This window comes from Hamadaea sp. NPDC050747 (assembly GCF_040654195.1).
In the GTDB taxonomy this organism is placed as follows: Bacteria; Actinomycetota; Actinomycetes; order Mycobacteriales; family Micromonosporaceae; genus Hamadaea.
In genome coordinates this window covers 92385-114681 of record NZ_JBFAHM010000018.1, presented here as the reverse complement: position 1 = coordinate 114681, position 22297 = coordinate 92385, and the positions used below count along the sequence as shown (strand labels likewise).

At 69.7% G+C, this 22297-nt stretch carries 22 protein-coding genes and 1 tRNA gene; 15 read left to right on the top strand and 8 right to left on the bottom strand.

The genetic code is table 11. The annotated features are described in order from the left end of the window. Positions 1-38: 38 nt before the first annotated feature. Genes AB0H43_RS35020 through AB0H43_RS35010 form a run of 3 tightly spaced genes read left to right on the top strand, consistent with a single transcriptional unit; the run spans position 39 to position 2861 of the window. A complete protein-coding gene (locus AB0H43_RS35020) occupies positions 39-674 on the top strand; it encodes a TetR family transcriptional regulator (protein WP_360006726.1) in 636 nt (211 codons plus the stop codon). 55 nt (positions 675-729) lie between these two features. Further along, positions 730-2049 carry an NAD(P)-binding domain-containing protein gene (locus AB0H43_RS35015; RefSeq protein ID WP_360006723.1) on the top strand — a complete coding sequence of 440 codons (1320 nt, stop codon included), beginning with the start codon at positions 730-732 and terminating at the stop codon, positions 2047-2049. Then, entirely contained in the window at positions 2046-2861 is an 816-nt protein-coding gene (locus AB0H43_RS35010) for an SDR family oxidoreductase (RefSeq protein ID WP_360006720.1), read from the top strand. The genes AB0H43_RS35015 and AB0H43_RS35010 overlap by 4 nt, the downstream gene beginning before the upstream one ends. A 185-nt stretch (positions 2862-3046) precedes the next feature. Here AB0H43_RS35010 and AB0H43_RS35005 read toward each other — a convergent pair whose 3' ends face one another. From AB0H43_RS35005 to AB0H43_RS34990, 4 genes are all read right to left on the bottom strand, one after another. Next, positions 3047-4876, bottom strand: coding sequence for a glycoside hydrolase family 15 protein (locus tag AB0H43_RS35005; RefSeq protein WP_360006718.1), 1830 nt, complete (start codon positions 4874-4876; stop codon positions 3047-3049). 129 nt (positions 4877-5005) lie between these two features. Next, positions 5006-5578 carry a peptidoglycan-binding domain-containing protein gene (locus AB0H43_RS35000; RefSeq protein ID WP_360006715.1) on the bottom strand — a complete coding sequence of 191 codons (573 nt, stop codon included), beginning with the start codon at positions 5576-5578 and terminating at the stop codon, positions 5006-5008. A 124-nt stretch (positions 5579-5702) separates the two neighbouring features. Further along, positions 5703-6377 (bottom strand): uridylate kinase, encoded by a 675-nt coding sequence (locus AB0H43_RS34995; RefSeq protein WP_360006712.1) that lies wholly within the window; start codon positions 6375-6377, stop codon positions 5703-5705. A gap of 129 nt (positions 6378-6506) precedes the next feature. Next, positions 6507-7346 (bottom strand): LysR family transcriptional regulator, encoded by an 840-nt coding sequence (locus AB0H43_RS34990; RefSeq protein WP_360006709.1) that lies wholly within the window; start codon positions 7344-7346, stop codon positions 6507-6509. 105 nt (positions 7347-7451) lie between these two features. Between AB0H43_RS34990 and AB0H43_RS34985 the strand changes: the two genes are divergently transcribed. Further along, positions 7452-8177, top strand: a complete 726-nt coding sequence (locus AB0H43_RS34985; RefSeq protein ID WP_360006707.1) for an SDR family oxidoreductase — start codon at positions 7452-7454, stop codon at positions 8175-8177. Positions 8178-8255: 78 nt separating this feature from the next. Here AB0H43_RS34985 and AB0H43_RS34980 read toward each other — a convergent pair. Next, positions 8256-8327: transfer RNA gene (locus tag AB0H43_RS34980), tRNA-Arg, on the bottom strand. 185 nt (positions 8328-8512) lie between these two features. On the opposite strand from AB0H43_RS34980, the gene AB0H43_RS34975 reads away from it, so the two are divergent. After that, positions 8513-9283 carry a hypothetical protein gene (locus AB0H43_RS34975; protein WP_360006704.1) on the top strand — a complete coding sequence of 257 codons (771 nt, stop codon included), beginning with the start codon at positions 8513-8515 and terminating at the stop codon, positions 9281-9283. 114 nt (positions 9284-9397) lie between these two features. Here the strand turns inward: AB0H43_RS34975 and AB0H43_RS34970 are convergent, their stop codons facing one another. Then, positions 9398-10030, bottom strand: a complete 633-nt coding sequence (locus tag AB0H43_RS34970; RefSeq protein WP_360006702.1) for a DUF305 domain-containing protein — start codon at positions 10028-10030, stop codon at positions 9398-9400. Continuing rightward, a complete protein-coding gene (locus AB0H43_RS34965; RefSeq protein WP_360006699.1) occupies positions 10030-11064 on the bottom strand; it encodes a DUF3105 domain-containing protein in 1035 nt (344 codons plus the stop codon). Before AB0H43_RS34965 ends, AB0H43_RS34970 begins: the two co-directional genes overlap by 1 nt. A 110-nt stretch (positions 11065-11174) precedes the next feature. Between AB0H43_RS34965 and argS the strand changes: the two genes are divergently transcribed. The 9 genes from argS (at position 11175) to AB0H43_RS34920 (ending at position 20738) form a co-directional block, all read left to right on the top strand. After that, positions 11175-12830: an arginine--tRNA ligase gene (gene argS / locus AB0H43_RS34960; protein ID WP_360006697.1), complete on the top strand. Its 1656-nt coding sequence runs from the start codon at positions 11175-11177 to the stop codon at positions 12828-12830. 5 nt (positions 12831-12835) lie between these two features. Further along, on the top strand, positions 12836-14218 hold the full coding sequence (lysA, locus tag AB0H43_RS34955) for a diaminopimelate decarboxylase (RefSeq protein WP_360006694.1): 1383 nt from the start codon (positions 12836-12838) through the stop codon (positions 14216-14218). A gap of 21 nt (positions 14219-14239) precedes the next feature. Further along, positions 14240-15529, top strand: a complete 1290-nt coding sequence (locus tag AB0H43_RS34950) for a homoserine dehydrogenase (RefSeq protein ID WP_360006691.1) — start codon at positions 14240-14242, stop codon at positions 15527-15529. Positions 15530-15644: 115 nt separating this feature from the next. After that, positions 15645-16052 carry a YbaB/EbfC family nucleoid-associated protein gene (locus tag AB0H43_RS34945; protein WP_360006688.1) on the top strand — a complete coding sequence of 136 codons (408 nt, stop codon included), beginning with the start codon at positions 15645-15647 and terminating at the stop codon, positions 16050-16052. Continuing rightward, on the top strand, positions 16042-16386 hold the full coding sequence (locus AB0H43_RS34940) for a type VII secretion target (RefSeq protein ID WP_360006685.1): 345 nt from the start codon (positions 16042-16044) through the stop codon (positions 16384-16386). The genes AB0H43_RS34945 and AB0H43_RS34940 overlap by 11 nt, the downstream gene beginning before the upstream one ends. Next, positions 16383-17720 carry a hypothetical protein gene (locus tag AB0H43_RS34935; protein ID WP_360006682.1) on the top strand — a complete coding sequence of 446 codons (1338 nt, stop codon included), beginning with the start codon at positions 16383-16385 and terminating at the stop codon, positions 17718-17720. The genes AB0H43_RS34940 and AB0H43_RS34935 overlap by 4 nt, the downstream gene beginning before the upstream one ends. A gap of 5 nt (positions 17721-17725) precedes the next feature. Further along, positions 17726-18334, top strand: a complete 609-nt coding sequence (locus AB0H43_RS34930; RefSeq protein WP_360006679.1) for a hypothetical protein — start codon at positions 17726-17728, stop codon at positions 18332-18334. Between the two features lie 108 nt (positions 18335-18442). Then, entirely contained in the window at positions 18443-19492 is a 1050-nt protein-coding gene (thrC, locus tag AB0H43_RS34925; protein ID WP_360006676.1) for a threonine synthase, read from the top strand. Positions 19493-19517: 25 nt separating this feature from the next. Further along, complete coding sequence (locus AB0H43_RS34920) at positions 19518-20738, top strand: MFS transporter (RefSeq protein ID WP_360006673.1); 1221 nt, start codon at positions 19518-19520, stop codon at positions 20736-20738. A gap of 101 nt (positions 20739-20839) precedes the next feature. Here the strand turns inward: AB0H43_RS34920 and AB0H43_RS34915 are convergent, their stop codons facing one another. Further along, positions 20840-21283: a hypothetical protein gene (locus tag AB0H43_RS34915; RefSeq protein WP_360006670.1), complete on the bottom strand. Its 444-nt coding sequence runs from the start codon at positions 21281-21283 to the stop codon at positions 20840-20842. 54 nt (positions 21284-21337) lie between these two features. Here AB0H43_RS34915 and thrB point away from each other — a divergent pair, with 54 nt between their 5' ends. Then, complete coding sequence (gene thrB / locus AB0H43_RS34910) at positions 21338-22231, top strand: homoserine kinase (protein WP_360006668.1); 894 nt, start codon at positions 21338-21340, stop codon at positions 22229-22231. Positions 22232-22297: the final 66 nt, after the last annotated feature.

The window sequence follows — 22297 nt, the reverse complement described above, 5'->3', positions numbered from 1 at the left end:
ATCCAACGATTGACGGATTGTAGGGCACAATGGCGGGCATGACCATGGAGCGCAGACGCGGACCCGGCCGGCCGCGACGGGCCGAGCAGCGGGACACCCACGCGGCGATCCTGACCGCCGCGACGGGCCTGTTCGCCCGGCGTGCGTACGACTCGGTGAGCCTGCGGGAGGTCGCGGCGGCGGCCGGCGTCGACGTGGCGACCGTGCACCACCACGCCGGGACGAAGGCGGATCTCTACCGGGCCTGTTTCGAGAGCGTCTTCACCGCCGAGACCGAGGCGCTGTCCAGTGCGGTGGCCGCCGCGCACGAAGGCCTTCGGTCCGGCCCCGAGGAGGCGTTCGCCCGGCTCCACGCGCTGCTCGACGTGTTCGTGGACTTCCTGGAGCGAGTGCCCGAGACGACCGCCCTCTGGCTGCGCCGCTGGTCGGAACCGGAGCTGCACGCCGAGCTGGACGACGCGTACTCGCTGCCGCTATATCGGGCGGTCGAGGAGGTGCTGATCGCGGCCACCGACCTCGGCCTGCTCGCCGAGCCGTCGCCGCGCATCGCCGTCCGCAGCCTCGTCTGGTCGGTGCACGCCCACGTGGTGAGCCCGGCCGGCCGCGGCGACGAGCGCATCGAGTTCCGGGCGTTCGTGCATCGCTGGCTGGACCGGATGTACCGGGCGGGTTGACGGTCGGCCGTCGACCGGGCATTATCCAACCGACGTTGGATAAAGGAGGTCGGCCATGCAGGTCGCGGTGATCGGCGCCGGCCCGTCCGGGTTGGCCACCCTCAAGGCGCTCACCGATCACGGCGTACCGTCGCGGTGTTTCGACCCCGGTGACCGGGTCGGCGGCCTCTGGGTGCTCGGCGGGCCGCACTCGTCGGCGTACCGGACGCTGCATCTCAACACCAGCCGAACTCGGACGGAGTTCGCCGACCACCCCATGCCCGCCGAGTGGCCGGACTACCCCGACCACACCCGGATCGCGGGCTACCTCCACGACTACGCGGAGACCTTCGGGCTCCTGGACCGCGTCAGCCTGCGCCACACGGTCGAGCGCGTGGTCCGCGCGGGCGACGGCTGGGACGTCACGGTCCGCGGGCCACTCGGCACGACAACCCAGCGGTACGCCGCCGTGGTCGTCGCCAACGGCCACAACAGCACGCCCAACGTGCCCGGCTATCCCGGCGAGCCGACGGTCGAGCAGCTGCACAGCCACGACTATCGCGACCCCGCGCAGGTGGCCGGAAAGCGAGTGCTGGTCGTCGGCGGCGGGAACTCGGCGATGGACATCGCGGTCGACTCCTCGCACGTCGCCGCGTCGACCCTGCTGTCCCTGCGGCGGGGCGTCTGGATCGTGCCCAAGCACCTCCTCGGCCGCCCGTCCGACACCCTCAACGGCGCGCTCGCCAAGCGGCTGCCGTGGCGTACGCGGCAACGGATCAGCGAGACGATGCTGAAGCTGACCGTCGGCAAGCCGAGCAAGTACGGGCTGCCCGATCCGGTTCACGGCTTCCTTCAGGACCACCCGACGTTGTCCGACGGGCTGTTGTCCCGGATCAGCCACGGGGAGATCGGCGTACGCCCTGGGATCGAGCGCGTCGACGGCTCGACGGTGTCGTTCGCCGACGGGCGGACCGACGACGTCGACCTGATCGTCTGGTGCACCGGATACCACGTCGACCTGCCCTTCCTCGACCAGGCGCTGCTCGGCGACGGAGCCGACCGGCTGCCGCTCTACCGCCGCGTGTTCCACCTCGACGCGCCGGGCCTGATGTTCGTCGGCCTGATGCAGTCGACCGGAGCGGCGCTGCCCGTCGTGGAGGCGCAGGCCCGGTTGGTCGCCGCCCACCTCGCCGGCCGGTACGCCCTGCCGACCGCAGCCGAGCAGCGCGCCGATTGCGCGGCCCAGCTCGCCGCCGCCCGGGATCGCTGGGGTGAACGGCGTCCGGCCATGCGCATCGACTTCGACGCGTACCTCGCCCTCGCGGCGAAGGAACTGGCCGAGGGCACCCGCCGCGCCGCCGCCGGACGCGGTGTCTCCTGGAAGGAATCCGAATGACCACGCTCTCCGGACGCCGCGTGATCGTCACCGGCGCGGCCGGCACGTTCGGCCGACTGCTCTGTGCGAGGTTCACCGCGGATGGTGCTCGGGTCGTCGGCCTCGATCTGCACTCGGGCACGGCCGGCGGCGTACAAATTCATGGGTGTGACCTGACCGATCACGATGCCGCAGCGGCGGCAGTGGACCGGGGCGTCGCGGACCTCGGCGGTCTGGACCTTCTGATCAACAACGCGGGCGTCGGCGGCCCGGCCCCGGCCGAGTACGCCCCCAGCGCGGCGGCGCGGCAGCAGCTCGAGGTGAACCTGATCGCGTCCTGGAACACCACGGCCGCGGCGATCCCGGCGCTGGAGGCGGCCCGGGGGCGGGTGATCTTCGTGTCGAGCCGGATGGCGGTGCTCCCGTTGCCGCTGGCAGCCGCCTACGGGGTCAGCAAGCGCGCCCTCGCCGCCTACGCCGACGCGCTCCGCCTCGAGGTCGGTACGCACATCGGCGTGACGGTGGTCTATCCGAGCATGGTCGCGTCGCCGATCCACGACGCGTCGGCCCAAGCCGGTCTGTCGCTCGACGGCGTCTCCCGCTACGAGCCGGCGTCGGGCGTGATCGATGCGATCGTCCGCAGCGCCACCTCGGCGAAGCCGCTACGCGACGTCGCCACGACCCGGCGCGGACGCTTCGAGATGGCAGTGGCCCGGCACTTCCCGGCGGTGGCGGCGGCCATGGTGCGCAAGACGATCCGTGAGCGGATCGCCGCCGGAGACCTGGACGGTGCGCCGCTCGCGGCGGGCATGGTCCGGCGACACGGCCGTTAGCTTTTTGGGCGCCTTTGGGCGCTGGATCTGGCGGCTGCGCCACTTTGGGCGCTGGATCAGGCGGCTGCGCCTCTTTGGGCGCTGGATCAGGCGGCTGCGCCTCTTTGGGCGCTGGATCAGGGTTCTCGGTCGAATCTTGGAGCATGATTCGACCGAGAACCGTGATCCAGCGCTCGGCGGGTCCGTCAAGCGCGCCGGGTCGCGCGGGCGCGGGCGAGGGTCACCGCCCCGGCGATCACCCCGATGTGGCTGAACGCCTGCGGGAAGTTGCCGATGAAGCCGTTCGTCGTCGGATCGATCTGCTCGGGCAGCAGGCCCAGCGGGCTGGCCCGGTCGCACAGCGACGCGTACAGCTCCTCGGCTTCGTCGAGCCGCCCCTGCCCGGCCAGGTTGTCCACCAGCCAGAAGCTGCACAGCAGGAAGGCTCCCTCGTCGCCCGCGATGCCGTCGGGGGACTGCTCGTGCAGGTACCGGTAGAGCAGGCCGTTCCCGGCGGACAACCGCTGAGCCACCGCCTCGGTCGTGGCGACCATCTTCGGATGGTCCACCGGCACGACCCGCCGCAACGGCAGAGCCAGCAGACTCGCGTCCAGGCTGTCGCCGCCGTCGAGGTGCTCGCTCAGGGTCTTGGCCTCCTCGTTCCAGGCCCGGTCGAGGATCATGTCCCGCAGCCGGTCCGCCGCCGCTCGCCAGCGTGCGACCGGCCCCGGCAAGGCGTACCGGTCGGCGAGCACCGCCGCCCGGTCCAGCGCCACCTGACACAACGCGGTCGAATAGGTGAACACCCGGCCCTCGCTGCGGACCTCCCAGATGCCCTGGTCCGGCTGCCGCCACGCGGTCTCCGCGGCGTCCGCGAGACCGGCCAGGCTCGACCACAGCGCCGGCTCGATGCGCCCGCCGCCTCTGACCCACTGGTACGCACAATCGAGCACTTCGCCGTACACGTCGTGCTGGCGTTGATCGGCCGCGCCGTTGCCCCACCGCACCGGAGCCGACCGCCGATAGCCTTCGAGCTCGGCGTCCTCCACCTCGTCGGGCACCAGCCCGCCGTCGATCGTGTACATGATGCGTGGATGGCGGCTGCGCTCGAACGCGTCCAGCACCCAGCCAAGGAACGCGTCCGCCTCGCTGTCGAAGCCGATACGCCGCAAGGCGAAGACGCTGAAAGCGGCGTCCCGGATCCAGACGTAGCGGTAGTCCCAGTTCCGCGGCCCCCCGATCGGGGCGGGCAACGACGACGTCGGCGCGGCGACGAGCGACCCACTCGTCCAGTGGTCGCACATCTTCAACGTGATCGCCGATCGCCGGACCAGCTGCTCCTGCGGACCGGCGTACTGGAAGCGGCCCATCCACTGCCGCCACGACTGGCTGGTGGCGCGCAGCATCTCGGCGGCGTCGAAGCGGTGGTGCCGTCGAAAGCGGCCCCAGCTCAGCACGACATCGAGATGCTCGCCCTGCTGAAGGTCGAAGTGGCTGCGCAGTCCGGTCAGCGGCCGGTCGGCCCGCAGATGCAGCCGCAGATCCGGCCGGTCGGCGATCAGCACCTCGACCCCGTCCAGGGCGGGACGCACCTCCGCGTCGCCCCGGGGACGCAGTTCGAGGTCCACCGCTACGCTGCCGTCGACCACCACGGCCGACCGGACCAATTCGGACCGGCCGCCGGGCACGTCGTCGCTCAAGTCGGCGCCGGCCCGCAACACCAGCGCGTCACTGATCCGCAGCAGGCCGCTCCGCGTACGCAGTTCGGTGATCAGCACGCCGGTGTCGGTCTCGTAGCGCTGGCGCGCGTCCACCAACTCCCGCGCGGTCAGGCCGAACGATCCGCCGCGCTCCCGATCGAGCAGCGACCCGAACACGGGCGGCGAATCGAACTCAGGAACGCACAACCAGTGCACGGTGCCGTCCAGCCCGACCAGTGCCGCAGTCGCGCCGTCGCCGATCAGGCCGAGGTCTTCCAGCCGTGGATAGCCGTCGGGCTGGACCAGCCCGCGGAACGGCGGATCGAGATCAAGCATGCTGCCTACCTACCGTCCTCGCCGGGCAGGTCAGCTTCACGGTAGCTCCGGGCGGGCGCGCGTCAGGCCGTTTGCCGAATATCGCCCGGGAAGGCCCCCGGCGGGAGTACGCCGCCGGGGGCCGTTCGCTCAGGAGCAGGTACGGGAGTTGTAGCCCGCCCAGTAAGGACCGCCGCTCGGCGGGTAGAACCGGTAGTTGCCGTCCGGCGAGCGCTGCAGGACGAAGTCGTGCGAGCTGTACGCGCTGCGAGCGCCGGCCGTGCCGTCGAACACGATGTACAGCCACCCGCTCTGGTTGTCCCGCTGCGAGATCCGGTCGCCGGCCTTGGCCCAGCTGGCCTTCCCGGCGGAGCCGTCCACCACCAGGCCGCGGTCGCGCTGGAAGTTGCGGGTCGCGGCATCCGTCTGGTCGCCGAACGCGCCGTCGATGCCGGACGACGGCAGATAGCCGCTCGCCCACAGAATCGTCTGCCACAGGCAGGTGGCGTTGGTCAGCCGGTTCGTCGCGACGTTGACGACGCCTTCATCGTTGAAGTCGTCGCTCACCACGCCGGCGCCGTAGACGTACGCCCGGCCGCTGTAGGAACCGTTCGCCGCGGCCGGAGTGGCCATGGTGAGGGTCACGCCGAGGGCCAGCGCCGCGCCCAGGGCAGGGGCGCCAGCCCGGCGAAGCAGACGGCGGAGGGGGTGCGTTGAAGACATGAGTCTCCTCGGATCGAGAAACATATGCCGACGAGGGTCGGGAACCCCCTCGCCGCCCCGCACGCTAGCAAAGTGGATCAAGGACGGCACCGTGTTCAACTGCTGCTCAGCTGGTGAGCGCGGGTCAGCGCGGTCGGATCGCCCAGGCCGGCCGCTCGGGCTCGTCGTTGTGCACGACGATGTCGGCGTACTCGGTCGGCCGGGCCGTGGCGAAGTAGAGCTGCTGGGCGGGAAGGTACCGCTCGCGCCAGCGCCGTTCGACCTCGGCCCGCGAGGACACCGAGCGCTCCCGGATCACGGCCCGATCCACGGTCTTCTCGGGCGAGGTGGACACGAAGACGCGTACGTCCCACCGATCAATCAGGTCGGGGCGCAGAAGGAACACGCCGTCGAAGACCAGCACGGCGTCGGCTGAAGCGGTCGCGACCGGCGCGGAAAGGGCCGTGTCCGTGGTGCGGTCGTAGATCGCGGGTTGGAAGCGACGATCTCCCCCCGGGCCGAGTGGATCGAGGAGAACCCGTTTCAGTGCGTCATAGTCGTGGGCATCGAAGTAGCAGCTTTCGGCTGAAAACTCGGCGCGCGGATAACGCTGTGCCCGGGGGAAGACGAAATCGTCGATCGTCGCACGGATGACGCGATGGCCCCGGCTGCGCAAGAGGACGGCCAGCTCGTCGGCCAGCGTCGTCTTGCCGGCGGCGGGTGGTCCGTCGACGGCGACCCGCGTCGGATGTGCGACGTCGACGGATCCGACCGCCTGCGCCAGGTGGCCGAGCATCTCGTCGCGAGTGCCGTAGTCCATGTCCAGCCCCTCTGCGCATGACAGGTGTTCAAGTGATGTCGCAGGCCATAGGGCGTGCCGGCATCGGTGGCCGGCAGCGTACTCGGCGGACGGACAAACACCGATACGGTCGGCGAACAGAGGGCTCGGTCAGAGACGCGTCGCGGTGTAGACGAGGTCGGCGACGGCTTTGGATCTGCTGTGCGGCGGCCAAGCGATGACGGTCGTGACGGCCGGCGCGTCGGGCACGGGCACGACGGCATGATGGTCGCGTAGCTGGGTTCGCAGCGACTCGGGCACGAGCGCACAGGCCAGTCCCAGCGAGATCAGCTGGAATAGCTGGGTGTGGTCGCGCACCTGCGGGCCGGGGCCGTCCTGATAGCTGCCATCCCGTCCGGGCCAGCGCGGCAGGGGCAGGTCCGCCAGGGTGCTGACCTCGGCCAACGGCACAGACGCCCGATTGGCGAGGGGATGACCCGCGGGCAGGACCACGACCTGCTGTTCAGTAAGCAGATCCTCGGTGTCGAATCCGGCTGTCGTGTCGTAAGGCCGGTGAAGCAGAGCAACGTCGGCACGCCCGTCACGCAGCAGACTCTCCGGCTGGCCCGGCGCGCACAGCATCACCTCGACTGCCACGGCGCCCGGTTCGGCGGCGTACGCGTGCAGCAGCTTCGCCAGCAGTTCGCTGGACGCGCCGGCCTTGGTGGCCAGCACCACCCGCGGCTGGTCGGCCGCGGCACGGCGGGTTCGCCGCTCGGCGGCTTCGACCGCGTCGAGCGCCGTCCGGGCCTCCCGCAGCAGCACCGCCCCAGCCTCGGTCAAGGCGATGGCGCGAGCGGTGCGGTGCAGCAGGACGACCCCGAGCCGCCGTTCGAGCTGCTGGATGGCTCGCGACAACGGTGGTTGCGCGATCGCGAGCCGTCGAGCCGCCCGCCCGAAGTGCAACTCCTCGGCGACGGCGACGAAGTATCGCAGCTCCCGCGTCTCCACCGGATCATGCTATCGGGCCGTGACCACGACCAATACCCGTGCGGTATCGCCGCCCACCCGATCAGTCTTGGACACCGCACTCGGACCCACCGCAGGATCGGCGATGTGAGTGAACAGATGACCGCGCTGGTGACCGGCGCGAACAAGGGCATCGGCTACGAGATCGCCGCCGGCCTCGGCGCACTCGGCTGGAGTATCGGGGTAGGCGCGCGCGATCGGCAGCGCCGCGACACCGCGGTGGAGAAGCTGCGCGCGGCCGGGATCGACGCGTTCGGCGTACCGCTCGACGTGACCGACGACGCAAGTGTGGCCGCGGCGGCCGAAGTGATCGCCGGCCACGCCGGCGGGCTCGATGTCCTGGTCAACAACGCCGCGATCACCGGAGGCATGCCACAGACACCGACCACGGTCGATCCCGCGACCGTGCGAGCCGTCGTCGAAACCAACGTGATCGGGGTCATCCGGGTCACCAACGCGATGCTGCCCATGTTGCGCGCCTCGGCCTCGCCCCGGATCGTCAACATGTCCAGCAGCGTCGGCTCGCTAGCCCTGCAAACCACACCCGGCGTCGACATGGGCCAGGTTCCCGCCGCCTACCTGGCCTCGAAGACCTTCCTCAACGCCCTCACCATCCAATACGTCAAGGAACTGGGCGACACGCACATCCTGATCAACTCCGGCTGCCCCGGCTACACCGCCACCGACCTCAACGGCTTTCGTGGCGTCCGTACGCCGCAGCAGGGTGCGGCCATCGCCATTCGCCTCGCGACCCTGCCCGACGACGGACCGACCGGCGGATTCTTCGACGACGACGGACCGGTGCCCTGGTGACGGGCCTGACGAGAAGCAGGTCCTGATTCGGGTACGCCCGCCGACCGCATCGCAGGCAGTCGCTCGAAAGTGAAAAAGTGCCCCCGGCAGGATTCGAACCTGCGCCCCCGCCTCCGGAGGGCGGTGCTCTATCCCCTGAGCTACGGGGGCTCAGTGACCGACAAAGAGTACCAGGCGTCCCCGGCGTGCCCGAAATCGGGACCGGCGTCAGTCGAACGGACCAGCCGTGTCGCGGTGGCGGATCGACCTCGGGACCTTTCGCCTGATCCCTGAGCACCTGCTGAGCGGCGACTATGTGGCGTTCACTATGCCCTCTTTCCCTTTCGGAGGATCTCATGCGCCAGCGCCTTGCGCGGGTCGCTCTCGCGGCGGCGGCGGCCGCTCTCGCCGGTCTGGCGTTCGCCTCGCCGGCGCAGGCCGCCACGGCGACGATTCCGATCAACGACGGAAACGTCCCGACGACGGCTGCCGAGTTCCAGCAGGATTGCCAGGACGTCTTCGACTTCTTCGAGAACGTGTTCAAGGAGGAGCCGGCCCTCAAGGCTAAGGCGGACGAAGACGAGACGCTCGACGGCTGGCACTTCATTCTGCCGGACAACTCGGGCGACGAGTTCGTGTCACTGGAGCTGAAGTTCAGCACTCCCGATGGCGATGTCACCGCGAAGATCGAGGGCTTCAACGCCGACCCGTTCTGGTTCGGCGTCCTCGGCGAGGCGGGCGGCAAGAGCAACAAGCACGCCTACCTGCTCACCGAGCCGGGCTGGACGCTGGTCGACGGTTCCGCCGTGGTCTCCGGTACGCCGGCGGAGAAGGCGAAGTTCAACCTGAGCCACACCTGCGCCGGTATCGGCGAGAGCCCGTCGCCGCGCCCGTCCGACTCTGCGACCCCGACGCCGGGCACCTCGGAGACGCCGAGCCCGGGCACTTCGGAGTCGACTCAGCCGGGTGAGACCCCGTCGCCGTCGACCTCGCCGGCCGGCGGCCTGCCGGTGACCGGCGTCGCGTGGGGTGCGACCGTGCTGACGGCCGTCGGCCTGATCGCGGCCGGCATCGCGCTCGTGGCCGTACGTCGTCGCCGTGAGCTGACGGAGGACGCGACCAGCTGACGCCGGAGGCGATCCGCTGGTCCAGAGAAGCTGGTCCAGAGAAACAGAAGCTGGTCCAGAGAAACGAAAGAGGGGTGTCCGGATGGACACCCCTCTTCTCGTTGTGTGAACCGATCAGGAACCGATCTTCTTCTGCAGGTTCTGGATGACCGTCAGCTCGTTCTGCTGACCCGCCTTCATGTTCTCGGCGAGCGAGACGACCTCAGGGTTCTTGGACGCGGCCAGGAGGCCGTCGACCATGTGGATGCCGCCCAGGTGGTGGGTCAGGATCAGCTTGAGGAACAGCACGTCGACCTGCTTGCCCTGGGCGTCCCGGAGCTGCTGGATCTCGTCCTGCGACGCCATCCCCGGCATCAGGCCGTTCTTCACCGACGCCTGCCCGTCCGGCATCCAGGCCATCGCGGGCTGGTCCGAGGTCGGGTTGAGCCCCCAGAAGGTGAGCCAGGTCTGCATCTGGCCGATCTGGTTCTCCTGGGTCAGCGCGATGTCATAGCCGAGCTGGCGTACCTCGGGATCGGTCGCCCGGGCGGCCGCGATCATGCTCATCTCGACCGCCTGGGCGTGGTGCGTGGACATGTCCCGGGCGAAACCCGCCTCCGGTGAGTCGTCCGCCGGGGTCTGCTTCGTCGCCGCGGTCGCCGACGGGGTCGTCGGCGTGACGACGCGGCCCACGGCGTACCCGCCCATGAGTGCGACGACGATGACGAAGGCGATGCCCCCGGCGATCAACCACCTGCGAGCCGGCATCAGGAACCCAGGTCGTAGGGGGTCGTGCCGGTCCGGGTGACGCCACCGGAGCAGGACGCGCCCGACTCCATGGAGGCGTTCTTGCGCAGCGCCCGGACGAAGGCGTCGATCCGCGAGTCGTCGGCGTTGTCGACCTTCAGCTGGTAGCCCCAGGCCTGCAGCGAGATCGGCCAGCCGAGGTTGTCGACCGGGCTCATGAGCATGTACTCCTTGCCGGTCACCCGCTCGGCGAGCTTCGCGACCTGCGCGGCGTCGAGCTTGCTGTCGTAGGTGATCCAGATGGCGCCGTGCTCGAGGCTGTGCGTCGCGTGCTCGGTCGCGATCGGGGCCTTGTAGACGTCACCCATGCAGTTCTGCCAGACCGGGTTGTGGTCGCCGCCGACCGACGGGGTGACGGCGTAGGTCAGCTTGCCCTGCTTGTGGTTGTTCGTGAGCCATGCCGGCTTCTGATCGCGGTAGTTCACGATGCCCTGGATCGCGGCGGCCCGCTGCGTCCACGGCGTCGAGGCCTCCTTCTTCTCCAGCTCGGCCTCGGCCTTCTGCTTGGCCTCGGCGGCGGAGGTGGCCCGCATGTCCTTGATGATGAAGTACGCCCCGAAGCCGACGATCGCGACGGCCACCATGATCACCGCGGTGAGCAGCCCGATCGGCCCCCACGAGCGCTGCTGCGTGACCTTGACCGGGGTGACCGGGCGGCGGCCCTTGCCGCCGGCGCCCGCCGGCCGCTGTCCCGGCTTCGCCGCGCCGCCCGGCTTGGTGGAGCCGGCGGGCTTGGTCGCGGTGGTGGTCGTGCTCTTCGCGTCGGCCGCCGTCTTCGCCTCGGCGGCCGGCTTCGAGCTGGTCGTGGTCTTGGAACCGGTGCTCTTGGAGCCGGCCGTGGACTTCGATCCGGCCGCAGACTTCGAAGAAGCCGTCGACTTCGATCCGGACGTCGTCTTCGATTCGTCCGCCGGCGGCTTGCCGCCGGTCGCGGTCGATTTGCCGCTCTTGACGACGTTCACTTGCCGGTTCTCACCGGGGGTGCTGACGCTCATCACATGCCTCTAAGGGGTGGGATCGGGGCTGGCCAGGATCGGATCACAACAAGCTGACGGGGTGTGACCGCCCGTCAAGGCCCAGAGTCTAGCGCGGATACCATGGATCAGTGACTCCTGAGAAGCTCGCCGACGCAGTCTTGACCGCCGCCCACGCCGTCTTCACCGAGCGTGGCCTGGATCACTCGGTGCTGCCGAGCACGACCGCCGTCGAGCGTCCGCGGAATCCGGAGCACGGAGACTACGCGTCGAACCTGGCGATGCAGGTCGCCAAGCGCGCCGGGGCGAATCCACGTGATCTCGCTGGAGGCATCGCCGCCGAGCTGGCGAAGACGAACGGCATCAAGACCGTCGAGATCGCCGGGCCCGGCTTTCTCAACATCAAGCTCGACGCCGCCGCGGCCGGCGCGCTCGCGCGGACGGTCGTGGAGGCGGGTGCGGCGTACGGCGAAAGCGCTGCCCTGGGCGGCGAGGCGCTGAACCTCGAGTTCGTCTCGGCCAACCCGACCGGCCCGATCCACCTCGGCGCGGTCCGCTGGGCGGCGGTCGGCGACGCGCTGGCCCGGATGCTGAAGGCGGCGGGGGCGCGGGTCGCCACGGAGTACTACTTCAACGACGCCGGCTCGCAGATCGACCGGTTCGCCAAGTCGCTGCTGGCCAGCGCGAAGGGCGAAGAGGTGCCCGAGGACGGCTACGTCGGGGCGTACATCACCGAGATCGCGCAGACCGTCGTCGCCAAGCGGCCCGACGTGCTGGAGGCCGAGGACCCGCAGGAGATCTTCCGGGTCGAGGGCGTACAGCTGATGTTCGAGCAGATCAAGGAGTCGCTCGCGCAGTTCGGCACGCACTTCGACGTCTACTTCAACGAGAAGGACCTGCACGACCGCGGCGAGCTCGACCACGCGCTGGAGCGGCTGCGGGCGCAGGGCCACACGTTCGAGGCCGACGGCGCCGTCTGGCTGCGGACGACCGACTTCGGCGACGACAAGGACCGCGTCCTGCGCAAGTCCAACGGCGAGTGGACCTACTTCGCCGCCGACTGCGCGTACTACCTGGACAAGCGTGAGCGCGGCGCGGAGCGCGTGGTGATCATGCTCGGCGCCGACCACCACGGCTACATCGGGCGGATGCGGGCCATGTCCGCGTGCTTCGGCGACGACCCCGACCGCAATCTAGAGATCTTGATCGGCCAGATGGTCAATTTGGTACGCGACGGGCAGCCGGTCCGGATGAGCAAGCGGGCCGGCACGGTGGTGACGCTGGAGGACCTCGTCGACGCCATCGGCATCGACGCGAGCCGGTACGCCCTGGCCCGTTACTCGTCGGACTCGCCGATCGACATCGACATCGAACTCTGGACCCGGGCGACGCGGGACAACCCCGTGTACTACGTCCAGTACGTCGCCGCCCGGACCGCGAGCGTGGGCCGGAACGCGGCCGACCTCGGCCTGACCCGGGACACCGCGCCGTTCGACCCGGCGCTGCTGACCCACGAGAAGGAGCTGGAGCTGCTCAAGACGCTCGGCGACTTCCCGGCCGTCGTGCAGTCCGCCGCCGAACTGCGCGAACCCCACCGAGTGGCCCGTTACCTCGAGGAGCTCGCCGGGGCGTACCACCGCTTCTACGACAACTGCCGAGTGCTGCCTCAGGCCGACGAGCCGATCAACTCCCTGCACGTCGCGCGGCTGTGGCTGAACGACGCGACGCGGCAGGTCATCGTCAACGGTCTGACCCTGCTCGGCGTCTCCGCCCCGGAACGGATGTAAGAGGAATGCGCGCACACGAAGCCGGAGCCCTGCACGGGGACTTCGGCCACCACCCCACGTGGCTGCGGCCCCCGGCCGACGTCAACACGCTCATGACCGAGCTGTGGCCCGAGACGGCCACCAAGGACGACGGCGGCGTACTGCACATCGGCGGCAAGCCGGTGACCGAGCTGGCCGCCGAGCACGGCACTCCGGCGTACCTGCTGGACGAGGAGGACTTCCGGGCCCGGTGCCGGAACTTCCGCACCGCGTTCGCCGGGGCTGACGTCTATTACGCCGGCAAGGCGTTCCTCTCCAAGGCGATCGTGCGGATGGTCCACGAGGAGGGACTGCACCTCGACGTCTGCTCCGGCGGCGAGCTGGCCACCGCCCTGGCGGCCGGGATGGACCCGGCCAAGATCGGCTTCCACGGCAACAACAAGTCGGTCCGGGAGCTGAGCCGGGCGCTGGACGCGGGCGTCGGCCGGATCATCGTCGACTCCTTCGACGAGATCGACCGGCTCTCGGCGCTGGCCGCCGAGCGCGGAGTGCGTCCGCAGGTCATGATCCGCGTGACGGTGGGCGTCGAGGCGCATACGCACGAGTTCATCGCCACCGCGCACGAGGACCAGAAGTTCGGCTTCTCCCTGTCCGGCGGTGAGGCGTTCCGCGCCTCCGAGAAGATCCTCGGGGAGGGCGTACTGGAGCTGCGTGGGCTGCACTCGCACATCGGCTCCCAGATCTTCGACGCGTCCGGGTTCGAGGTCAGCGCGCGGCGCATCCTCTCGCTGCACAAGCGGATCCTCGACGAGCTCGGGGTCGCCCTGCCCGAACTCGACCTCGGCGGCGGCTTCGGCATCGCGTACACGAGTCAGGACGATCCCCAGCCCGCCGGCGACCTGGCCGATCGGATGAACAAGATCGTCGACGACGAGTGCGCCGCCCTCGGCCTGGACCGGCCGCACCTGAGCGTGGAGCCGGGCCGGGCGATCGTCGGGCCGGCCGTCTTCACCCTGTACGAGGTGGGCACGGTCAAGCCGATGGAGGGGCTGCGGACCTACGTCAGCGTGGACGGCGGGATGAGCGACAACATCCGGACCGCCCTCTACGACGCCTCCTACTCGGCGACCCTGGCGTCGCGTACGTCACACGCCGGTCCGATGCTTGCCCGCGTGGTGGGAAAACATTGTGAGTCCGGGGACGTGGTAGTGAAGGATGAATTCCTGCCCGCTGACATCCGGCCCGGAGATCTTCTCGCCGTGCCGGGCACCGGCGCCTATTGCCGGAGCATGGCGAGCAACTACAACCACGTGCCGCGACCGCCGGTGGTGGCCGTCCGGGACGGGCAGTCGCGGGTGATCGTGCGCCGGGAGACCGAGGACGACCTGCTCGCGCTGGACGTCGGCTGACATAAATTCGAGGGGTCTGTCGTGAAGGAGCCTGTCAAGGTAGCCCTCCTGGGGTGCGGCAACGTCGGTGCGGAAGTGGTGCGGCTGCTTCATGAGCAGACCGACGACCTGACCGCGCGGATCGGCGCGCCGATCGAACTCGTCGGGGTGGCGGTCCGCCGCCTCGGCCGGGACCGCGGCGGTCTCCCCGTCGACCCCTCGATCTTCACGACGGACGCCTTGGGTCTGGTCAAGCGAGACGACGTCGACGTCGTCGTCGAGGTGGTCGGCGGCATCGAGCCGGCCCGGACCTGGCTCGTCGAGGCGTTGAACGCCGGCAAGAGCGTGGTCACCGCCAACAAGGCGCTGCTCGCGGAGGACGGCGGCACGCTGCACGACGCCGCCGCGCGAGGCGGCGCCGACCTCTACTACGAGGCCGCGGTGGCCGGGGCCATCCCGCTGCTGCGCCCGCTCCGCGAGTCGCTGCACGGCGACCGCATCACCCGGGTCACGGGCATCGTCAACGGCACGACCAACTTCATCCTGTCCAGCATGGACGCCACCGGGGCCGGCTTCGGCGAGGCACTGGAGGAGGCCACCACCCTCGGGTACGCCGAAGCGGACCCGACCGCCGACGTGGAGGGCTTCGACGCGGCCGCCAAGGCGGCCATCCTCGCCTCGCTGGCCTTCCACACCCGGGTCGGCGCCGCCGACGTCTACCGGGAGGGCATCACTGAGGTGAGCGCGGCCGACGTGGCGAGCGCCAAGGCGATGGGCTGCACGATCAAGCTGCTGTGCATCGCCACCCGCACGGACGACGGCGGGGTCAGCGTACGGGTGCATCCGGCGATGATTCCCAGGACGCATCCGCTGGCCGGTGTCGGCGACGCGTTCAACGCGGTCTTCGTCGAGGCGGAGGCCGCCGGTCAGCTCATGTTCTACGGCCGGGGCGCCGGGGGTGCGCCGACCGCCAGCGCGGTCCTCGGCGACCTCGTCGCCGTGGCGCGCAACCGCCTCGCGAAGACCCGGGCGGCCAGCGAATCGGCCTACGCCGACCTGCCGGTGCGCTCGATGGGCGAGGTACGCACCCGCTACCACGTCTCGCTCGACGTGGCAGACCGCGCGGGCGTGCTCGCCGCCGTCGCCGGAGTGTTCGCCAAGCATGACGTCTCCATCGCCACGGTCAACCAGAGCGGCCGGGGCAACGACGCCGTTCTCGTGATCGTCACCCACTCGGCTCCCGACGCGGCGCTGGCCGCGACGGTCGAGGAACTGCGCGGGCTGGATTTCGTCCGGTCGATCGCCAGCGTCCTCCGCGTCGAAGGCGAGTGACCCCCTCGACCCTGCTCGGCCGGTTATCCACAGGGCGGCCGAAGGGGTTTGCGGATCTTCATCGGGCCTGCCTAGGGTTTCGGCGTTGGTTCGACCGAGGGGAGGGGTTGGGGCGATGTTCCAGAACATCGACGCAGCCGAAGAGTGGCTCGAGAACTGGTCCGCGGGGGTGAGCGAACAGGCGGCGCGAACCGCGCAGCTGTCGTCGCGGGTCGCGGCACTGACCGGTAAGGCGGAGAGCAACGACGGCTCGATCCGCGTGACCGTCGGCGCATCGGGCCAGGTGGAGAAGCTCGAACTCGACGACCGGGTGCAGCGGCTGCGGGGGGCCGATCTCGCCGCCGAGATCCTGGGCGTGATGCGCAAGGCACAGGCCAAGTTGTCGCAGCAGGTCGCCGAGGAGGTTCAGGCGACGGTGGGTGCCGACACCGAGACCGGTCGCGCGGTGATCCACTCGTTCGACACGCGGTTCCCGCAGCCGGCCGAGGACGACCAGGACGGCGGTGGCCGCCATGGCCGGTGACGGGCAGGTCGTCCAGTTCCCCATCGCGGTCGTCCAGCAGCACGCCGGCACGGTGCAGAACGTCGCGTCGGCGATGGAGACGGCGAAGGGCGCCATTCAAGAGGTCACCATGAGCACCGAGGCCTACGGGCAGCTGTGCCAGTTCCTGCCGGCCATCCTGAGCCCGATCTTCATGATCGCCCAGTCGGCTCTGAGCGATTCCGTCGCGTCGCTGGAGGAGACCGCGCAGAAGCTGCGTACGGCCGCCACGAGCACGCAGACCACTGACCTGCAACGTGAACAGGCGACACGAGCGATCACCTCGCGTCATCCCGGAATCGAGCTGGCTCTGTGAGCAATCCACTCGTCGCTCAAGCGCAGTCCTCGACCACTTGGTACACGGGCCTCGGCCTGATCGAGGACGCCGCTCAGATCTCCAACGGCATCAAGAACGACAGCTGGGTCGACGGCACGCTCGGCACGGTCGGCGGTGCGCTCGACGTCCTCGGCATGGTCATCGACCCGCTGGGTTCGCTGGTCGCCTGGGGTGTCTCCTGGCTGATGGAGCACGTCAAGCCGCTCAAGGAGGCGCTCGACTGGCTCGCCGGAAACCCCGACGAGATCTCCGCCCACGCCCAGACCTGGGAGAACGTCGCCAAGTTCACCCTCGACGCGCAGAAGTACTACTCCGACGCGCTGCGGATCGAGACGGCCGAATGGGTCGGGGACTCCGGCGACGCGTACCGGGGCCACGCGGCCGGTCATCTGTCGGTCATGGAGGGCATCAGCAACGCGGCTCACGGCATCCACTACGCGGTGATGGGCGCCGGGCTGATCGTCGGTCTGGTCCGGGGCATCGTCCGCGACCTGATCGCCCAGTTCATCGGGACGCTTGCGGCCCGCCTGCCGCAATGGCTGGCCGAGGCGGGACTGACCCTGGGCCTGGCGACGCCGGTCGTCATCGGCCAGGTCGTCTCCCTGGTCACCACATGGGTGAACAAGATCCAGAAGTTCGTCCGGGCGCTGCTGTCCAGCCTCAAGAAGCTGACTCCGATGGTGAAGAAGCTCGGCGAGATCCTGGAGAAGCTCAAGGACCTGCTGAAGAAGCTCGGCCGCAGCAACCCGCTGACTCGCAACGCCGACGGACCGCCGCCGCTGCGACCGGATGAGATACCGCCGCCGCGGACGGGCCCGGCGAACGGCTACCTCTACCCCCGCAAGCTCCTCGACAAGTACGCCAAGGAGACCGACGCGGCCGAGGCCTCGAAGATCTTCGGCATCCCGAGCAACGGCGTGCGGTACTTCGACGAGGCGGGCCGCGAACAGTTCCGGCTGGTCGTCGATGGTGAGGGCAAGCTGCGCCGGGCCAGCGACGGCAGCCTGTTCGACTCGACCACCGGTGGCTCGGCCCATAACGGTGCCGGCCGGGCGGTGTTCGTCATGGACGGCAACGGCAACCTCTACGCCAGCAACTATCACGGTGTGGGCGACTTCCACCACTCGAGCTTCCTGGGCGGCCAACCGGTGGCCAGCGCCGGCGAGCTGACCGTGAAGAACGGCGTGGTCACCGGTATGAACAACAGCAGTGGGCACTACCAACCGACGGTCTCCCACCATTACCAGGCCCGAGACGAGCTGCTCGCCCAGGGCCTCAAACCTGAAAACCTGAAAGAAGACCTGTGGTGGTGAGCTCGATGACCGATGAGGCTTGGCGTGGAACGCTGAACCAGATCCTCTACCTGACGAACTATTACCCGGAGCTGTCCGACGAGGACGCAGCCGAGATCGTCGGGCGGATGATCGAATACGATTTCTTCCGCAGCGGCCCGGCCGCGTACCGAGAGGCGATCGGCGAGGCGCTCGGAGCTTCCGTGCTGCTGGGCGAGGACGCCGTCGAGACTCGGCACGACGAGTCGCGCGTACGGGAGTTCCTGGGGAAGATCGCGAACGCGCTCGACGCCCGCCGGCCATGGCCGTCGCCGCGCTATCGGATGCTCGACGTCAAGCAGTGGGAGACGTTCGGTCAGGCTCGTGCAATCGCCAAGATCGACTGGTCGACGGTACGGCTGGCGGACTACCTCCGGTCGCTGTTCGACACGGTGAAGACGGGCGACGTGGCCCTGCCGGTGCTGGTCTTCCAGATCGGCAGCGGGCAGACGCTGGCCTTCCTCGGATCGGCCGACCCGAAGGTCCACTCCGTCACGCTGTATCAGCGTGACCCGGGAGATCCGGCCCAGACCATCGCCGACTTCTGCGAGCAGACGGGCTTCGATCCGGCCGAGATCACCAAGCTCGCGGCTTGACCGGCACCTTCCGGGAAGGGCGCAGGCTCTTCCCGGAAGGTGGAACCGACTGGTGATCCGAGCGTTGAGCAGGCAGGCTAGCCTGTGACTCTGTGTGAGGAGACCAGCATGTGGCGTGGATTGATCGAGCGTTATCGGGACCGGCTACCCGTCTCGGCGGCCACTCCCGTGATCACCCTGCATGAGGGGAACACGCCTCTGGTCCCCGCTCCGGTGCTGTCCGGCCGGACCGGATGCGACGTCTACCTGAAGGTCGAGGGCGCCAACCCGACCGGCTCGTTCAAGGACCGCGGCATGACCGTGGCCGTCTCCAAAGCCGTCGAGCAGGGCGCGAAGGCCATCATCTGCGCCTCCACCGGCAACACCAGCGCCAGCGCGGCGGCGTACGCGGCTCGCGCGGGCATCACCTGCGCGGTCCTGGTGCCGCAGGGCAAGATCGCCTTGGGCAAGCTCGCGCAGGCCCTCGTCCACGGCGCCAAGCTACTTCAGGTCACCGGCAACTTCGACGACTGCCTGTCGCTGGCGAGCAAACTCGCCGTCGACTACCCGGTCGCCCTGGTGAACTCGGTGAACATCGACCGGCTGCACGGTCAGAAGACGGCCGCGTTCGAGATCGTCGAGGCGCTCGGGGACGCCCCCGACATCCACTGCCTGCCGGTCGGCAACGCCGGCAACATCAGCGCGTACTGGATGGGGTATTCGGAGGACTTCGCGGCCGGTGCCGCGACCCGGCGCCCCAAGATGTTCGGCTTCCAGGCCGCCGGGGCGGCCCCGCTGGTCACCGGCAACGTCGTCGAGCACCCGTCGACGATCGCGACGGCGATCCGCATCGGCAACCCCGCCTCGTGGACCAAGGCTGTCGAGGCGCGAGACGCGTCCGGTGGACTGATCTCGAGCGTCACCGACCGGGAGATCCTTTCGGCGTACCGTCTGCTGGCGCGTGAGGTGGGCGTCTTCGTCGAGTTGGGGAGCGCCGCGAGCGTCGCGGGCCTTTTGCAGTCGGCGGACAAGGGGCTGCTGCCCAGGGGCTCGACCATCGTGTGCACGGTGACCGGCCACGGCCTGAAGGACCCGGAGTGGGCGATCTCCACCGCGCCCGCGCCGACCACCATCGCGCTCGACGTGTTGACGGCGGCGAAGGCCCTGGATCTCGCGTGAGGGAGCGCGACTGTAAGGTGCAGGAGTGCGTGCGCTCCTAACGCAGAATCGTGACTTCCGCCGGCTCTTCCTCGCCCAGCTGATCACCAACGGCGCCGACTGGTTCCTCATGGTTCCGGTGCTGGTGCTGCTGACCGACCTCACCGGCGGCGGCTTCTGGGGCGGGGTGGTGCTCGCAGTTGACACCGGCGTCGTCGCGCTGCTGCTGCCCTATGCGGGCACCGTGGCCGACCGGATGGACCGCAAGCGGATGATGATCGCTGCGAATCTGGCCGCCTGCATCGCGGTCTGCGGGATGTTCTTCGTCCGCGGGCACTGGGCGGGTCCGCTCGCGGCGGTCGCGATCGGCATCCTCGCCAGCGCCAAGGCGTTCTTCGGCCCGGCCGCGAACTCGGCGCTGCCCAACCTGGTCCGGCCGGCCGAGCTGTCGGCGGCGATGGCCGTCGCCGGGTCGACCTGGGGCACGATGACCGTCGTCGGATCCTCCCTGGGCGGCGTGCTGGCGAGCCTCGTCTCGCCGTACGTGTGCTTCGGGGCCGTCGCCCTCCTGCTGGCGACCTCGGCCGCCCTCAGCTGGGGGATTCGCCAGCCGACCCAGGTCGCCCTGGCGGCCGGCCCGGAGTCGGCGGCCGGACCGGCGTGGCCGGCGATCCGGGAGGCGATGGGCTATCTGCGCCGCCGCCCGCGCCTGATCTCGCTCGTGACGGTGAAAGCGGCGGTCGGCGTCGGCAACGGTCTGCTGGTGGCCTTCCCCCTGCTCGCGTTGCACTACGGTGTCGGGGCGATGGGAGTCGGCCTGATGTACGCCGTCCGCGGCCTCGGCTCGCTCCTCGGCCCGTTCGTCCTACGGCGAGTGCTGAACCGGACCGAATGGCTCCTCCCGGGCCTGTCCATCTCCATGGCCTGCTACGGGGTGGCGTACTTGGCCGTGGCGGCGGTCGACTGGTTCCCGCTGGCGCTGCTCGGCATCTTCGTGGCGCACGCCGCCGGCGGCGGCAACTGGGTCATGAGCGCGTACGCGATCCAGCGGTCGGTGCCGGACGACCTGCGCGGCCGGATCGGCGCCACCGACACGATGATCGCCATGATCGCCGTGACCGCGTCACAGTTCGTCGCCGGGTTGCTGGTCGACTCCGTGGACACCCGGCTGCTCGTCGCCGGATGCGCGCTCACGACTCTCGCGTACGCGGCCGGCTGGCGGATCGCCACTCGGCGTATCGATCGAGGCGACCTGGCCACGGCCTGACGCCCTCCGCGCTCGATGGGCGCTGGATCAGGGTTCTGGGTCGAATCTTGCCCCAAGATTCGACCGGGAACCCTGATCCAGCGCGCACGAGAGGAGCGGTGTCAGGCGCTTTGGATGGGTGAGCCGGGAGCGGCGGGCGGGGCGTACTGGGCGTAGGGCGCGCCTGGGGCGGCGGGCGGAGTCGCCGCCGGGGTCGCCGCGGCCCGGCCTGCGAAGACCGAGACGAGCAGGAGGACGAAGCCCAGCAGGTGCAGCGCGCCGAGGATGAGGCCCGCGATGCCGTACCAGAGGCTGATCGTGCTGTAGGAGACCTCGAGGTCCCGCATGATCACGGGCATGTTGTACGAGACGACGTACCAGACGACGTTCAGGAGTGCCCCGAGCGCCAGTACGCCGGTGCCCGCGGCGGCCAGCCCGGCCGCCTTGCCCAGCCTCCGCCGATTGGCCAGAACCGCGATGAAACCGGCCAGGAATGCGACCAGCGTCAGGAGGACCGGGATCATCGACAGCAGGAACGAGGCGTTGAGCGGGAAGTAATCCGACACGTGTCCTCCCGAGGGGTGGGTTCGCGAGGATCGTACCGGCGTCGCGCACCTACGATGTCCGCTGTGTCGATCTCCATGCAGTCCGGCCCGGTGACCGTCCGGGTCCCCGCCACGAGCGCCAATCTCGGTCCCGGCTTCGACGCCCTGGGTGTCGCGCTGACCCTCTACGACGAGGTCACCGCGACCGTGATCGACGGGCCGACGCGGGTCGGGATCACCGGCGAGGGCGCGGGCGAGTTGCCCGTCGACTCGTCGCACCTGATCGCGCGGTCGATGCGTACGGCGTTCGAGGCGCTCGGGGTGACCGCGCCGGAGATCGAGCTGCGCTGCGTGAACCGGATTCCGCAGGCGCGGGGACTCGGCTCGTCGAGCGCCGCCATCGTGGCCGGTGTGACGCTGGCGCAGGCGCTTGCGGGAATGCCGGACCGGGCTCAGGCGTTGGAGATCGCGGGTGGGATCGAGGGCCATCCCGACAACGTGGCGCCGTGCGTACTGGGCGGGTTCACGGTCGCCTGGATCGACGAGAAGCATCGGGCGCGGGCGGCGACCATGGCGCCGGTCCAGAGTGTCCAACCAGTCGTCTTCGTGCCTGACGTCCAAGGCCTCACCGCAGTCGCCCGCGCGGCACTGCCCGCCACCGTGCCGCATGCCGACGCCTCCTTCAACGCTGGTCGCTCCGCCCTCCTCGTGTACGCCCTGACCACCGACCCGGCCCTGCTGTACGCGGCCACCGAAGACCGGCTGCACCAGGCGTACCGGGCGGGTGGGATGCCCGGCACCGCCGAAGTGGTCCGACGGCTCCGTGAGGCTGGAGTGGCGGCTGTGGTCTCCGGCGCGGGTCCTACCGTCCTGGCGCTCTCCGAGGTACCGTCCGGATTCGACCCGGGAAACGGTTGGATCCGCCACAACCTGGGGTTCGACTCGCAGGGAGCCCAGGTGATGAGCTAAGCTGGACACGCCGAGCGGGACCCTATTGCCGCAGGTCTCACGAGTTAGCTAGGCTCTGGAGCTAGC

Coding starts and splice junctions, on each gene's coding strand:
- AB0H43_RS34965 (WP_360006699.1), bottom strand. CDS start 11,064: ATGAGCGTCAGCACCCCCGGTGAGAACCGGCAAGTGAACGTCGTCAAG.
- AB0H43_RS34940 (WP_360006685.1), top strand. CDS start 16,042: ATGGCCGGTGACGGGCAGGTCGTCCAGTTCCCCATCGCGGTCGTCCAG.
- AB0H43_RS34975 (WP_360006704.1), top strand. CDS start 8,513: ATGCGCCAGCGCCTTGCGCGGGTCGCTCTCGCGGCGGCGGCGGCCGCT.
- AB0H43_RS35015 (WP_360006723.1), top strand. CDS start 730: ATGCAGGTCGCGGTGATCGGCGCCGGCCCGTCCGGGTTGGCCACCCTC.
- lysA (WP_360006694.1), top strand. CDS start 12,836: ATGCGCGCACACGAAGCCGGAGCCCTGCACGGGGACTTCGGCCACCAC.
- AB0H43_RS34995 (WP_360006712.1), bottom strand. CDS start 6,377: ATGGACTACGGCACTCGCGACGAGATGCTCGGCCACCTGGCGCAGGCG.
- thrC (WP_360006676.1), top strand. CDS start 18,443: ATGTGGCGTGGATTGATCGAGCGTTATCGGGACCGGCTACCCGTCTCG.
- thrB (WP_360006668.1), top strand. CDS start 21,338: ATGTCCGCTGTGTCGATCTCCATGCAGTCCGGCCCGGTGACCGTCCGG.
- AB0H43_RS35020 (WP_360006726.1), top strand. CDS start 39: ATGACCATGGAGCGCAGACGCGGACCCGGCCGGCCGCGACGGGCCGAG.
- AB0H43_RS34945 (WP_360006688.1), top strand. CDS start 15,645: ATGTTCCAGAACATCGACGCAGCCGAAGAGTGGCTCGAGAACTGGTCC.
- AB0H43_RS34970 (WP_360006702.1), bottom strand. CDS start 10,030: ATGCCGGCTCGCAGGTGGTTGATCGCCGGGGGCATCGCCTTCGTCATC.
- AB0H43_RS34930 (WP_360006679.1), top strand. CDS start 17,726: ATGACCGATGAGGCTTGGCGTGGAACGCTGAACCAGATCCTCTACCTG.
- AB0H43_RS35000 (WP_360006715.1), bottom strand. CDS start 5,578: ATGTCTTCAACGCACCCCCTCCGCCGTCTGCTTCGCCGGGCTGGCGCC.
- AB0H43_RS35010 (WP_360006720.1), top strand. CDS start 2,046: ATGACCACGCTCTCCGGACGCCGCGTGATCGTCACCGGCGCGGCCGGC.
- AB0H43_RS35005 (WP_360006718.1), bottom strand. CDS start 4,876: ATGCTTGATCTCGATCCGCCGTTCCGCGGGCTGGTCCAGCCCGACGGC.